We start from the raw sequence: 14,263 nt of genomic DNA, 5'->3' as shown, positions 1-14,263 counted from the left end.
GGACAATGGGACCAGGCACGCCGCAGCGGCCACCATCGGGCACACCTCAGGGCCAGCCCGCACCGACATCGACCGCCGAACGCGAGCCTCAGACGGCCGTCGCCCCGCTGAACACCATCGCCAAGGAAGACATCGCCGCCGCGAGCAAGGTGGTGGACGAATGGCTGCGGTCCTTCACCGGCGGCTACGTCACGCTCGATCGGCTGACCACGGTGCTGGGCAGCATCCCCATCGTGGGCAACATCATGGCGCTGGTGGATGTGTTCCTGGACGTCATCACCATCATCGAGAAGAAGTCCACCGACGCCGTCACCCGGTTCCTGAACTGGGCCAGCCTGGGCATCAACCTCATCGGCCTGATTCCGGCGCCGCCCACCATGGCCGCGGCGCGCATGAGCCTGCGGCCCACGCTGCACCTGGTCAGGCAGGAGCTCATGCATGGAGCCAGGAATCTCGGCGAGACCATCGTCACCACGCTGGTGGGGCATCTGAACGCATCCATCGTCGGTGAACTGGAGACCTTCATCGACGGGGCCATCGCAAGGCTCTCGGGCATTCTGGAAGACTGCGCGAAGCTCTCCGACAGCATCCTGGACAACCTGATCGGCATCCTGCAGCGCGTGGTCGGCGGGCAAGACCTCTTCACCGTCGCCAAGCCAGGCGCCGCGGAAACCAACGACTACGACCCCAAGACCCAGAGCACGTGGAGCGGCATGTGGCGCCGGGCGGTGAAGTACTCCGAAGGCACGGCCAAGCGGGCCGCCAACTACGCTGCCAGGAAGGCAGCCGGCTACCTGCCCGAGAGCGTCAAGGGCAAGGTCAACGAGGTGATCGAGAGTCTTGGCACCTTGAAGGCCGATTTCCGCAAACAACTGACGGACCTCGCCAGCCAGGAACTGCAGGGCAGCATCATGTGGCTGCTGCACAAGCTGCTGGCGGCCATTGCGCACAGGAAGAGCCCGCGCGCGGCCATCGTGCCACCCGTTGCCGGGGCCGAGGCAACAAAAAACAGGCCCGACAGCCGGGTCGAGCACATGCGTGTGCAGGCGCCGGTCAACGGCGACCCCGGTTGCAAGAACTGTCCGGTTTCCGGCGCACCGGTTCCCTCGGCAAGCAAGTTCGCCATCAGCCTTGCGACCGGCTGCGAAAGCTTCACCCACGTCGACTTCACGCTGGCTGCGCCGCTGCCCATCGCCTGGGCGCGCACCTACCGCAGCAATCTCGGCGCGTTCGACCAGGGCAGCCTCGGTGCGAGGTGGCTCACGCCCTACAGCACTCGCGTGGACATCGCCACCCCGGCCCAGGGTCCGCGGGCCGGCCAGCTCAGCCTGATCTATCACGGCGCGGACGGCCGCAGCCATGCCTACCCGCTGCTGGCCGTGGGCCAGAGCTACCGCGATGCCATCGAAGAAGCGACGCTCACGCGGCTGAGCGAGACGCTGTTGACCGTGGATTTCGGCAAGGCCACGCCGGCGGTTGAGGCGAGCGAGGCCAGCGACTGGCGCGAGGTCTACGAGCTGGTGAATACCGCGGCTCGCAAGGTCGCTACGCAAGGCAAGCAGCACTTCCGTCTTGTCGCGTTGCATGCCGGCAAGGAAGTCAGCATCGGCTTGCGCTACGACCACGTGATCGCAACCACGGGCGAACAGGTCTTGAGCGACATCATCAGCAAGCAAGGCGATCTCACGATTGCCCATGTGGGCACTCGCCCCGATGCGCGAAGCGGACTGATCGCCAGCCTGTGGGAGATCAAGGGCGGCCAGGTCGTGCGCCAACTCGCCGCCTATGTGCATGACGCTGAAGGCGACCTCGTCTCAGCCCAGGACGAGAACGGCGAAACCTGGAACTACAGCTACAGCCACCACCTCGTGACCCGATACACCGACCGCACGGGCCGGGGCATGAACCTTGAATACGACGGCACCGGTGCCGACGCCAAGGCCGTGCGCGAATGGAGCGATGACGGGAGCTTTGCCCTCAAGCTGGAGTGGGACAGGAACATCCGCCTGACCTATGTGACCGACGCGCTTGGCGGCGAGACCTGGTACTACTACGACATCCTCGGCTACACCTACCGGATCATCCATCCCGACAAGCGCCAGGAATGGTTCTTTCGCGATGAAGCAAAGAACATCACGCGCCATGTCCACGCCGACGGCAGCACGGACGACTTCAGCTACGACGCCGACGGAAACCTGCGAACCCACACCCGGGCCGACGGCAGCCAGGTGCACTTCGCACACGACGAGCGCGGGCGCCTGACGGGCCTGCGCGACGCCGAGGGCGGCGTCTGGAAGCGCGGCTACGACGCCGACGGCAACCTCGTCGAAGAAATCGATCCGCTGGGGCACAAGACCGAATACGCCTACGACAAGGCTGGCCGGCCGGTGCGCGTTACCGATGCGAAAGGCGGCGTCAAGGCGCTGGCTTACACACGAGCCGGTCAACTCGCCAGCCACACCGACTGCTCGGGCAAGACCACGCGGTGGGAATACGACGAGCAGGGGCGCTTGGTCAAAGCGACCGATGCAATGGGCCAGAGCACCCGGTATCGCTACACCAGGGCGAACGAAAAGGGGTACGCCACGACTGCGGCGAATGCCAACCGGCCAGGACAGCTCGAAGAAATCACCCTGCCCGACGACACCGGCGAGCATTTCGTGCACGACGCGGAGGGGCGCCTGCTTGCGCACACCGACGCGCTGGGACGCAGGACGAGCTACGACTACACGCGCTCCGGCCTCGTTTCCGAGCGCACCGACGCGGCAGGGCGCACGCTCAAGTACCGCTGGGATCTGCTGGGACGTTTGAGCGAACTGCACAACGAGAACGGCAGCCGGTACGACTTCCGCTATGACCCCGTGGGCCGGTTGCTGGAAGAAGTGGGCTTCGACCGCAAGACCATCCGGTACGGCTATGAAGAGTCCACGGGGGTGCTGTCGGAGGTGGCTGAGGGCGAGCACACCACGCTGCTGCAATTCGATCCGATCGGCCGCCTGATCGAGCGCAGCGTCGGCGGCGTTGCCGAGAGCTTTGCCTACGACCGCAACGGCCGGTTGGTCGAAGCCGGCAACAGCGACGCGAAACTGCAGTGGTTCTACGACCCCGCGGGCAACCTGACGCGCGAGCATCAGCACTACGTGGAGAGTGCGCGTACCGCGGTCTGGCAGCATCGCTACGACGAACTTAACCAGCGCGTAGCGACCATCCGCCCTGATGGCCATGCGACCCAGTGGCTCACTTACGGCTCCGGCCACGTGCACGGATTGCTCGTCGACGGGCAGGACATCCTGGGCTTCGAGCGCGACGACCTGCACCGCGAGATTGCGCGCGAGCAGGACAACGGACTCCTACAGAAACAGAGCTACGACCCGGCCGGCCGATTGCTGGAGCAGCAGATCTCCCAGACCAGGCGCGGCGCGCTGCAATCCACCGGCATCCGCCGCAGCTACCAATACGACAAGGCGGGCCAGTTGATCGCCATCGGCGACAGCCGGCGCGGCAACCTCAGCTACCGCTATGACCCGGTAGGGCGACTGCTCGAAGCCAACAGCCGACTGGGACGGGAGACCTTCGCGTTCGATCCGGCGGGGAACATCGGCGACCCGTCTTCAGACGTGGAAGGCGGTGCGCAGGCTGCGGGCCGCATCACCCACCGCGTCGCCGTTCGCTCAGGCGGTGACGGCCGCAGCATGGCCGGCAAGCTGATGGACAACCTGCTGAAGGACTACGCCGGCACCCACTACAAGTGGGACGAGCGCGGCAACCTGATCGAGCGCAGCCGCAACGGCGAAAAGACGGTATTCACCTGGGACGGCTACAACCGCATGCGCAGCGCCGAAACCTTCGGCGAAACCACGAGCTTCAGCTACGACCCGCTGGGCCGGCGCATCGCCAAGCGCACGCGGCATGCCTGCACCTTGTTTGGCTGGGACGGCGACACGCTGGCGTTCGAGAGCACGCAAAGCATAGAGGGCCAGCAGGAACAGGCATGGCGCGGCGACAGCGTCCACTACATCCACGAACCCGGTTCGTTCGTGCCGCTGGTGCAGATCCGGCAGGCCCAGGCAGTCGTGTTGAGCCAGACGACGGATGTGAAGGCACTGATGGCCGACAACGGCGGACGCTACGACATCGAACTGGACCCGCTATGGAATGGAGAACAGAGCCGAGCGCCTGCGCCATTCCTGAAGGAAGAGATCGCCTTCTACCAGTGCGACCATCTGGGCACGCCGCAGGAGTTGACGGATCATGAGGGGCGTGTGGCTTGGTCTGCGAGCTACAAGGCTTGGGGGGAAGCGAGGCAGGCGATCAGTGAGGCGGGAAGGAAAGCGGGGTTCCGGAATCCGATTCGGTTTCAGGGGCAGTATTGGGATGAAGAGACCGGGTTGCACTACAACCGACATCGGTATTACGACCCGGTAGTAGGGCGATTCATAAGCAATGATCCGATCGGGCTCCTTGGCGGCTTGAATCTGCAGCAGTTCGCGCCGAACCCAGTGGAGTGGATTGATCCATTGGGTCTGGCTGGCAATCGTGCTAACCGTAGGGCCGGAAAAATCCTCCGAGATCAGGAGGCTGCCTCGGGCGGTCACCCTTATTCGCGGCATGGAGCGCACACGACCATGGCGGAGCAGGAGCATCGGGCCAAAACCGGTATTCCTCCGGATGATCCTTGCCCTAGAAACCCGCGGCCAGTGAATTCCACCCGGTTCTTGAGCAACGTCGATCAGTTGGATGCCATCCAGCGTGCGAATCAGGAGATGGATAAGACTGGAAGATCACGCGCCACTATTGATATGAAGCGTGTTATTGGTGAAGGTTATAGAAGAGGTGGAGGCTGTCCGGAGACAGCCACGAAGGCAACCGTATTCCGGGGGGCAAATGGGATCATTACCGCGTATCCAGAACTTGGACCTTGATATATGAAGCAAATATTCCCTGACTACATTCGCGAACTGGACTACTACCTGGGATCCATGAGCGACGACGATTTGGCCGATTTCTATATCAATGATTCTGATTGCCGCGCTAGGCTATTTGACGCGATGAAGCTTGACTTCGACCGCTTCGGTCCCCTGAGCAAGCAGCGAGTCTTGGAGGCAATTGAGTTCATCCTGTCGTCGGGTCAGATCGACAAGCTTTGGGGATACGTAGTGCCACATGCTGTGCCGCTTGATGAGGTCGAGGACAAGTCGGGCTATTTGCGCGAGCTCTACGAGAAATTGGCGGGGCGTGAGCCGCAGCCAAGAAACTTCGGCTCGGATGTGGAGTTGGTCGATGCCATCGGACCGCATGGCATCGATGTCAGGCAATAAAAATCCAGACCGTAAATTCAGTTGAGCGAAGTCCAAGTCATCACTGCCCGGACCAATCAATTTGGCGGGTTTTTATCTGAGTGCAACCGAAGGAAGCTGACTCAATGGAGCGATCCGCTTGAGGAGGGGCATGCAAATTTTCCCTGACTACATCTCCAAGCTGAACTACTGCTTGCACGTCATGAGCGATGACGAGCTGGATGATTTCTATATCAACGATGCAGGCTGCCGTGCCAAGCTGTTTGATGCGATGGAGGCCGATTTCCACCGTTTCGGACCGGAGAGCCGAAAACGAGTGCTGGATGCGATCGAATTCATCCTGTCGTCGGGCAATATCGAAAAGTACTGGCGCGCAGTGGTGCCTCATGAGGTACCTCTAGATGAAGTGGAAGACAAGCCGGGCTACTTGCGATCGCTTTACGAAAAGCTTACGGGCCATATGCCGTCGCCAAGGGGCTTGGGTTCCGATGTGGAGGTAGTCTATGGACGTCACAGCATCGACACTCGCACTTAATCGTGGTGAAGGTCAGCAGCTCTGATTTAAGAGGGGATAGAAGGGTTGTATGTTCAGATTGGGTGAAAAAAAGATCCAGCTAATGAGGTCGAAGAGTTCGCAGTCACCCAATGACTGACCTTATCCAAGGCAATAAGGCTAGGCTAAGATCATCTGTCGAAAAAATCCGACGAACGCATGGGCGAGGTAGTTTATCCAAGGAATGTATATGGCGGATATTAGGGAGGTTTGGGTTTTTAGTGGCGTAAATGCAAAATTCCCTTCTGCAGTTTTTGCGGTCAAGGAAGATGCCTTTGAATGGATAAGGAAGTATGAATTAACAGGCGTCTTGACAAGGTATCCGGTGGGTATTTCGGTATATGAATGGGCGATCGAGAGTGGTAACTTCAAAGTCAGATCGCAAAGAGATTCGGCGCCGGAGTTTGTGGGGAAGTTTTCGAGTGCGATGCAAGAGCATATGCATTTCGAAAATGGAATTTTCGCTTAACCTCCGTCTTAAGAAATTTGATCCTCTTATTTGCGAGGCATCGAATTGATAGAGAATTTCGATAGATTTGGCTGGAATGTAGCCGTGCTCCTGCTGTTCCAAATGGACCCGATTCATTGGTAACGTCAATCAACTCGATGCGATTCAGCGCGGCATGACGAAGATGAATCGAACGGGGCTCATAGAGCAACCGCCTCCATGGTGCGACTCGGCTCTAATGTGGAGGTGGTTTCCGCAATCAACCCGCCTGGAATTCGACATACACGAGTAGCCATAGCTAGGAGACTCGGTTCGGATGTGCAGTTTGTTGGTACCGTCGGACCACATGGCATCCACGTCAGACAATAGAAATCCGAAGTTCAATTCCGTTGCGGGAAGCCCAGGCCATCACCACCCAATCGCTTCGGCGGGCGTGTATCTGATTGATGCTCCCATGGAGTGACGGATCACCAAAGGCGCATTGCCCGAGGGGGCACGGATCACTGCAAGCCAGACGGCGGTATCAACTGCACCAGCGTTGCGACGGCACAAGCCCCCGCGACCCTCAGCGCCGCGCGCGCGGCAACGCCACAGGCGCCAGCGTGGCCTTGAGCCTGCTGGTCGCATCCGGCTCCGCCGCAGCATCTACTTCCAGCGCAAGCTCGACATTGCCGATGTGCTCCAGCATCAGCCGCCGCGCCCCGGCCGTATCCCCAGCCTCCAGCGCCGCCACGATCGCGCCATGCTCCGCACAAGACTGCCCGGCCTCGTGCTTCGACTGGTAGAGCGTGGCTGCCAGCGTGGTGCGAGCCGTGAGGTCGCGCAGCACGTCGACGAGCAGTTGGTGCCCCATCTGCTCGGCCAGGCAGACATGAAAGTCGGCCAGCAGGAAGGCGCGTGTCGCTGCATCGGCGCCCTCGATGGCGCGCTGCTCGTCGGCGATATGGTCGCGCAGCTTGCGGATCACCTTCGCGAGCGGCCGGCCTTCGCTGGCCTCCAGGATGCCGGCTTCGACGATGCGCCGCGCCGAGAAGGCGTCGCGCGCTTCCTCGGCCGAAGGCTCCACCACGTACCAGCCGCGGCGCGACTGCACTTCGACGAAACCGCGCGCCTGCAGCTGCATCAGCGCCTCGCGCACCATCGTGCGGCTCACCGAGAAGTTCTCGGCCAGCGCCTGCTCGCCGAGCCGTTCGCCCGGCGCGAGTTTCTGCGCGAGGATGGCCTCGACGACGCGTTCGGCGATGACGGTGGGGCTGACGTCGGCAGGCATGTTTTTTCTCTTCTGTTCCCTGTTCAGTGGGCGCGCGATGCGGAGGCGGTGGCGGTGGCCGTGGTGCTCACCACGCCGTCGCCCTCAGCCTCGGCCAGCGGCTCGTCGTCGGGCGAGTAGGTGCCGTCGAGCACCGCATGGGCCCGTTCGCGGTCGATGTCGCCTTCCCATGCGGCGATGGCCACGGTCGCGACGCAGTTGCCGATCAGGTTGCCCAGCGCGCGGGCGATGCCCATGAACCAGTCGACCGACAGCACCAGCACCAGCCCGATGGCGGGAATCGCCGGAATGGCGTGCAGCGTGGCCGCCAGCACCACGATGGCCGAGCCCGGCACGCCGTGCGCGCCCTTGGAGGTGACCAGCGCGATCGCCAGGATCGTCAGCAGGTCGGCCATCGAGATCGGCGTGTTGGTGGCCTGTGCGATGAACACGGCCGCCAGCGTGATGTAGATCGAGAACGCGTCGAGGTTGAACGAGTAGCCGGTGGGAATGACAAGGCCCACCGTCGAATCGCGGATGCCCATGCGGCGCAGCTTGGCCATGACCTGCGGCAGCACGCTGTCGGAAGAGGTGGTGGCGAAGACGATGGTGAGCTCCTCGCGCAGGTAGCGCAGCAGCTTGATCAGGCTGAAGCCCGACATGCGCATCACCACCCCCAGCACCACGAACACGAAGACCAGCACCGCGCCGTAGAAGAGCGCCACCAGCATGCCCAGCTGCTTGAGCGAGCCGATGCCGTACTGGCCCACCGTGAACGCAATCGCGCCCAGCACGCCCAGCGGCGCCAGCTTGATGATGATGCCCATGATCTTGAAGAGCACCAGCGAGAGCGCGTCCACCACCACGGCCACCGGCTTGCCGCGCTCGCCCAGCAGCGTGAGCGCGCAGCCGAAGAGCACCGCGAACAGCAGCACCTGCAGCACGTCGCCGGTGGCGAAGGCGTTCACCACCGTCGTGGGGATCAGCTTCATCAGGAACTCGACCGTGCCGCCGCTCGTGAGCTTGTCGGCGTTCGAGGCATAGGCGCTCATCGCGGCCGGGTCGAGCTTCGACGGATCGACGTTCATGCCCGCGCCCGGCTGGAACACGAAGGCCAGCACCAGGCCCATGGCCAGCGCGATGGTGGTCAGCACCTCGAAGTAGATGAGCGACTTCACGCCCACCCGGCCCACGCGCTTCAGGTCTCCCGCGCCGGCGATGCCGTGCACCACCACGCAGAACACCAGCACCGGGATGATCATCTTGATCAGCTTGATGAAACCGTCACCGAGCGGCTTGAGCTTGACGGCGTACTCGGGCGCAAGAAGCCCCGCGAGCACGCCGAGCACCAGCGCGATGACCACCTGTCCGAACAGCGATTTGGCGAAGCGGGGCATGGAGTCTCCTGTCTGTCTATCTGTCGTGCTTGGATTTGCATGCAAGCAATGCCATCTCTTGCATGCAAGAAATGTAGGCAAGGCGAACAGGGAGGCGTCAGAGGGTATTCCCGGGCGTGGGCCGGGAGGACGGCGGCGCTGAGCCGCCTTCAGGGGGATTGGTATCTGGTGCCGGAGCGAAGCCCCGCAGGGCTCAGTCCGGGATGTTCGGCTCGACCAGCTGGGCCAGCGAGACCAGCGACTCCTGCCAGCCCAGGTAGCACATCTCGGCGGGAATCACGGCGGGAATGCCTTCCTGCACGATCGAGACGTCCGTGCCGCAGGACACCGCCGTCAGGCTCACGGTCGTCTTCATGGTGCCCGGAAGGTTGGGGTCGTCGAAGCTCGCGTCGTAGGCGATGCGGCTGTGTGGAACGAGCTCCAGGTACTTGCCGCCGAACGAGTGGCTGTGGCCGGTGCCGAAGTTGGTGAAGGACATGCGCCAGGCGCCGCCCACCACCGGCTCCATCGCGTGGACCTTGCCGGTGTAGCCGAACGGGGGCAGCCAGCGTTCGAAGGCGCCGGGCTGGGTGAATGCGCGATAGATGCGCTCCGGCGGGGCGCGCAGGACGCGGTGCAGGCGGACGGTATTGGTATTGGTATTGGTATTGGTATTGGTATTGGTGTGGGTGTGGGTAGCCATGGTTGATTACTCCTGAAGAACCGAGGATGACCCTCAGCAGCACGTCGGGCGAGCGTGAGGAGAATCGACACGCCGCGAGATAGGTGAAAACCCTTGTCTGCACGCGCCCCGCTTCATGCGCCCGCGGCTCCTTGCTCAACCCGCGCCCGGGCGCCGGCGCCTCGCGCGGCCGGCCCGCGCGATGGGTACGTAGTTCCCCTCACGCCTTCGTCAGACAGCGATCAGCTAGCCCCAAGAGCATCGCATCGTCCGGATTCCCATCCGGATGGAGACGGGACCGGGCGGATTCACTCGCTCCGGTGGCATTCAACTACCCAGTACATCGGGAACGTATGAGAAACAGAAATCTTGTCAGGGGACTCTTCCTCATGGCAATCGCGCTGGCCTTCGGCCTCACTGCGCTTCGCTACCCCATTGGAGACCTGAGCCGCGCGGGGCCGGGACTGTTCCCCGCGCTCGTCAGCGCCATGCTGCTGGTGATCGCCGTGTCGACCGTGATCCGGTCGTTCTTCGTCGCGCCGGTGCGGCTGGATTTCAACTACAAGAACATCTCGCTCATCCTCGCAAGCCTCTGCGGGTTCGCGCTGATCTCCACCTTCCTGAACATGATCGCCGGCATCGTCTTCATGGTGTTCTGTTCGGCGTTCGCCGGCACTTCGTACTCGTGGGTGCGCAACGTCAAGGTCTCCGCGGGCCTGATCGTGATGGCGCTGGCCCTCCAGAAGCTCCTCGGCCTGAACCTGCCGCTGTACTGAGGAGACGACGATGGAAGTCCTGAACAACCTGGCGTTCGGTTTTTCGCACGCCCTGACTTGGCAGAACCTGATGTTCTGCGCCATTGGCTGCACCGTGGGCACACTGGTCGGCCTGCTGCCCGGCCTGGGCCCTCTGGCCACCATCAGCCTGCTGCTGCCGCTGACGTATTCCATTCCCACGACCGGCGCGCTCATCATGCTGGCCGGCATCTACTACGGTGCGCAGTACGGCGACAGCGTGAGCGCCATCACCATGAAGATCCCGCATGCCAGCAGCATCGTGGCCTGTATCGACGGGTACGCCATGACGCTCAAGGGGCAGACGGGGCTGGCGCTGTTCACGGCGGGCTTCTCCAGCTTCATCGGCGGTACGGTCGCCATCCTGGTGCTGACGTTCCTGGCACCGGTGCTCGGCGAGGTCGCCTTCCTGTTCGGCCCCGCCGACTACGTCGCGATGATGCTGGTGGGTTTCGTTTGCGTGAGCTTCGTCACCACGGGCAGCCTGCTCAACGGCCTGGCCATGTGCATGATCGGCGTGCTGCTCGGCACCATCGGCACCGACGTGAACAGCGGCATGCAGCGCTTCACCCTCGACCTGCCTTTCCTGGTGGACGGCGTCGGCATCGTGAGCATTGCGCTGGGCTGCTTCGGCATTGCCGAGATCACCAAGAACCTCGACTCGCGCGAGGAGCGCTCGCCTTTCAACGGCAAGATCAACCTGATTCCCACCTGGGCTGAGTTCAAGCGGATCATTCCCAGCGCACTGCGTGGCAGCGTGATCGGTTCCTTCCTGGGCATCCTGCCCGGCGGCGGCCCGACCATTGCACAGTTCGCGGCCTACGCGATCGACAAGAAGGTCAGCAAATACAAGGACGAGATCGGCACCGGCTGCATCGAAGGCGTGGCCGGACAGGCTGCCGCCGACGAAGCTGCAGCGCGCACCAGCTTCATTCCGCTGATGAGCATCGGCATTCCGGAGAACGCCGTCATGGCGCTGATGCTGGCCGCCTTCATCATCAAGGGCATCCAGCCTGGACCGAACATGATCGGCAGCCATCCCGATCTGTTCTGGGGCCTGGTCGCCAGCATGTGGATCGGCAACGTCTTCCTGCTCGTGCTGAACGTGCCGCTGGTGCGCTACTGGCTGTCGGTGTTCAAGATTCCGTACGCCGTGCTGTTCCCGTCGATCCTGTTCTTCTGCTGCATCGGCACCTACAGCGTGAACAACAACCTGGAAGACGTGTTCATCACCGCGGCCTTCGGCTTCATGGGCTACATGTTCATGCGCCTCGAGCTGGACGCGGCGCCGCTGATGCTCGGCTTCATCCTCGGCCCGATGCTTGAAGAGAACTTCCGCCGCGCGATGCTGCTGAGCCGCGGCAGCTTCGGCACCTTCGTCAGCCGCCCGATCAGCGGAACGCTGCTGGGCCTGATCGCGATCTTCGTCGCCTGGCAGGTCGTTTCCTTCGTCCTGCAGGCTCGGAAGAAGGGTGTTCCGGCGGCTCCGGTGGCGCTCGAACCGCAGGAATAACGCGAGAGCACATCAGCGCTGTCGGCATCGCCCTGAAACCGGGGCGGTGCCGACAGCGCTTTTTCTTTTTCGAAGCGGGGCGGCTTGCCCGGATTCCAGCCCGCGAGTCGCATGAGGCAGGACGGCAAGTACCGTTTCACGGAACTCCCTCCTGAACTTCACTGCGAATTCACGCGGCGCCAGCACACTGCGTCCCGACAGTGGTTCGGCGCTGGTAGAGGCCAGGGAGAAAAAAACCGCTCAGGGAACCGCCTCGATGCCGACCGCTGTCGCCTTTCTTTCCATCCCCAAGACACCGCACCGGGCCGCCCCCGGAACCGCAGCGCCGGTGCTCGTCGGAAGCTTCGGGCGCATCCGGCTCCAGCCGGTGCCCTGAGCGAGCAATCTCAACCGAATGTGGTCGAAGGAGCTTCCGGCTCGTAGCGCATCGCGGCGTCCTGGCTGGAAAGGCTCGGAATAGGCCGGGTGAGGATCCGGGCCAGCCAGTGATCGAGCGTGTTGCCCTGCGGCGGCGCGGCGCGTTGCTCGCGCAGGGGCTTCGCCATGGTGGCCGCATCGCGCGAGATCGGGCTCACCTCGTCGGGAAACCATCGGAAGATGTCGACCCGGCTCCTGTAGCCGTCGCCCGATCGCACGAAGAGAAATCCCTGTCGTGCGTTGCCTTCCGCATCCACCGGGACACCGGCCGCCCGAAGTGCCTTGACCCTGGCGTCGGTGTCCAGGTCGAACGGCAGCTTCAAGGTAATGGTTGCGTTGTGGACCATCCGTTTCGCCATGGCTTTACCCTCATGCTTTCTGGTGGATCGAACGATTCGAAAAAGCTTTCCCGGGATATCGCGTCGGGAGGTGGCAAGCCTCCCGGCGGGGCGATGGCGCCCCTGTCTGCCTGCCTGTCTTACTTGTCGTGATGCAGATAGCTCGCCTGCCTCGGCAGCAGCAGGCTCACGGTGAACGCCACGACCATCATGGCCGTCACGTACCAATAGAAGTACGACTCGTGTCCGATCGACTTCAGCCCCAGCGCCACATACTCGGCGCTGCCGCCGAAGATGGCGTTGCCCACCGCGTAGGACAGGCCGACGCCCAGCGCGCGGATCTCGGGCGGGAACATCTCCGCCTTCACGATGCCGCTGATCGAGGTGTAGAAGCTCACCACCGCCAGCGCGAGGGTGATGAGCGCGCCGGCCACCAGCGGGCTGCTCACGTTCTGCAGGTTGCTCAGCACCGGCACCGTCATCAGCGCGCCCAGCGCGCCGAACAGCAGCATGTTGCTGCGGCGGCCGATGCGGTCCGACAGCGCGCCGAACAGCGGCTGCATGCACATGTAGATGAACAGGCAGGCCGTCATCACGTTGCTGGCAGTCTTGATCGACATGCCGGCCGAGTTCACCAGGTACTTCTGCATGTACGTGGTGAAGGTGTAGAAGATCAGCGAGCCGCCGGCCGTGTAGCCCAGCACCACGAAGAAGGCGCGCTTGTGGTGGGTGAACAGCTCGCGCATCGTGCCCGCGCCCTTGGCGGCGCGGGTCTTGGTGCTGGCGGTCTCGGTCAGCGTGCGGCGCAGCAGCAGTGCGACCACGGCCGCCACGGCACCCAGCACGAAGGGAATGCGCCAGCCCCAGGCCTTGAGCTCGGACTCGTCCAGCAGTTGCTGCAGCACCACCACGACCACCACCGCGAGCAGCTGGCCGCCGATCAGCGTGACGTACTGGAACGACGAGAAGAAGCCGCGCTGGCCGCGCATCGCCACTTCGCTCATGTAGGTGGCGGTGGTGCCGTACTCGCCACCTACCGACAGGCCCTGCAGCAGCCGTGCGAGCAGCAGCAGCGCCGGAGCGGCCGCGCCGATCTGCGCGTAGGTGGGCAGGCAGGCGATGACCAGCGAGCCCACGCACATCATGACCACCGAGGTCACCATCGAGGTCTTGCGGCCCTTGCGGTCGGCGATGCGGCCAAACAGCCAGCCGCCGATCGGGCGCATCAGGAAGCCGGCGGCGAACACGCCGGCGGTGTTCAGCAGCTGGACGGTCGGGTCCGACTTGGGAAAGAAGGCCGGCGCGAAATAGATGGCGCAGAAGGCGTAGACGTAGAAGTCGAACCATTCCACCAGGTTGCCGGAAGAGGCCGCGAAGATCGCGAAGATGCGCTTGCGCTTTTCCTCGAAGGTGTAGGGCGTGCTGTTGTTCTGGGCGTTGGCGGAGGCCGCGTCGGGGCTGGATGCGCCGGCGGCCGCGCTTGCGATGGCGGTCATGAAAGGGGTCCTTGTCTCTGGCTGCGGCCCGCGGCGTAAGAAGAAAAGGCACGCGGGGGCCGTTGCGGCGAGTCTGTCCCGCCCGTGCAGCGCTGTCGTC

At 63.2% G+C, this 14,263-nt stretch carries 11 protein-coding genes; 6 read left to right on the top strand and 5 right to left on the bottom strand.

The window, feature by feature from the left end:
* Positions 1-5 precede the first annotated feature (5 nt).
* The 4 genes from FHT32_RS01050 (at position 6) to FHT32_RS01035 (ending at position 6,319) form a co-directional block, all read left to right on the top strand.
* Positions 6-4,922: an RHS repeat-associated core domain-containing protein gene (locus FHT32_RS01050; protein WP_256098830.1), complete on the top strand. Its 4,917-nt coding sequence runs from the start codon at positions 6-8 to the stop codon at positions 4,920-4,922.
* A 3-nt stretch (positions 4,923-4,925) separates the two neighbouring features.
* On the top strand, positions 4,926-5,318 hold the full coding sequence (locus tag FHT32_RS01045) for a hypothetical protein (RefSeq protein ID WP_176662820.1): 393 nt from the start codon (positions 4,926-4,928) through the stop codon (positions 5,316-5,318).
* Between the two features lie 130 nt (positions 5,319-5,448).
* Complete coding sequence (locus FHT32_RS01040; RefSeq protein ID WP_176662819.1) at positions 5,449-5,832, top strand: hypothetical protein; 384 nt, start codon at positions 5,449-5,451, stop codon at positions 5,830-5,832.
* A gap of 208 nt (positions 5,833-6,040) precedes the next feature.
* Positions 6,041-6,319, top strand: coding sequence for a hypothetical protein (locus FHT32_RS01035; RefSeq protein ID WP_176662818.1), 279 nt, complete (start codon positions 6,041-6,043; stop codon positions 6,317-6,319).
* A 544-nt stretch (positions 6,320-6,863) separates the two neighbouring features.
* Here the strand turns inward: FHT32_RS01035 and FHT32_RS01030 are convergent.
* From FHT32_RS01030 to FHT32_RS01020, 3 genes are all read right to left on the bottom strand, one after another.
* Positions 6,864-7,568 (bottom strand): GntR family transcriptional regulator, encoded by a 705-nt coding sequence (locus FHT32_RS01030; RefSeq protein ID WP_176662817.1) that lies wholly within the window; start codon positions 7,566-7,568, stop codon positions 6,864-6,866.
* Between the two features lie 23 nt (positions 7,569-7,591).
* Positions 7,592-8,944 (bottom strand): C4-dicarboxylate transporter DctA, encoded by a 1,353-nt coding sequence (locus FHT32_RS01025; RefSeq protein WP_176662816.1) that lies wholly within the window; start codon positions 8,942-8,944, stop codon positions 7,592-7,594.
* A 193-nt stretch (positions 8,945-9,137) separates the two neighbouring features.
* Positions 9,138-9,626: an SRPBCC family protein gene (locus tag FHT32_RS01020; protein ID WP_176662815.1), complete on the bottom strand. Its 489-nt coding sequence runs from the start codon at positions 9,624-9,626 to the stop codon at positions 9,138-9,140.
* Positions 9,627-9,958: 332 nt separating this feature from the next.
* On the opposite strand from FHT32_RS01020, the gene FHT32_RS01015 reads away from it, so the two are divergent.
* Both FHT32_RS01015 and FHT32_RS01010 read left to right on the top strand, forming a co-directional pair.
* Complete coding sequence (locus FHT32_RS01015) at positions 9,959-10,381, top strand: tripartite tricarboxylate transporter TctB family protein (protein ID WP_371132114.1); 423 nt, start codon at positions 9,959-9,961, stop codon at positions 10,379-10,381.
* A 10-nt stretch (positions 10,382-10,391) separates the two neighbouring features.
* Positions 10,392-11,912, top strand: coding sequence for a tripartite tricarboxylate transporter permease (locus FHT32_RS01010; protein WP_176662813.1), 1,521 nt, complete (start codon positions 10,392-10,394; stop codon positions 11,910-11,912).
* A 386-nt stretch (positions 11,913-12,298) separates the two neighbouring features.
* On the opposite strand, the gene FHT32_RS01005 is transcribed toward FHT32_RS01010, so the two are convergent.
* Complete coding sequence (locus FHT32_RS01005; RefSeq protein WP_176662812.1) at positions 12,299-12,688, bottom strand: hypothetical protein; 390 nt, start codon at positions 12,686-12,688, stop codon at positions 12,299-12,301.
* 119 nt (positions 12,689-12,807) lie between these two features.
* Entirely contained in the window at positions 12,808-14,163 is a 1,356-nt protein-coding gene (locus FHT32_RS01000; protein WP_176662811.1) for an MFS family transporter, read from the bottom strand.
* Positions 14,164-14,263: the final 100 nt, after the last annotated feature.

This window comes from Variovorax sp. SG517 (assembly GCF_013376045.1).
Classification (GTDB): domain Bacteria; phylum Pseudomonadota; class Gammaproteobacteria; order Burkholderiales; family Burkholderiaceae_C; genus Variovorax.
This window is presented reverse-complemented; position numbering and strand designations above follow the sequence as displayed.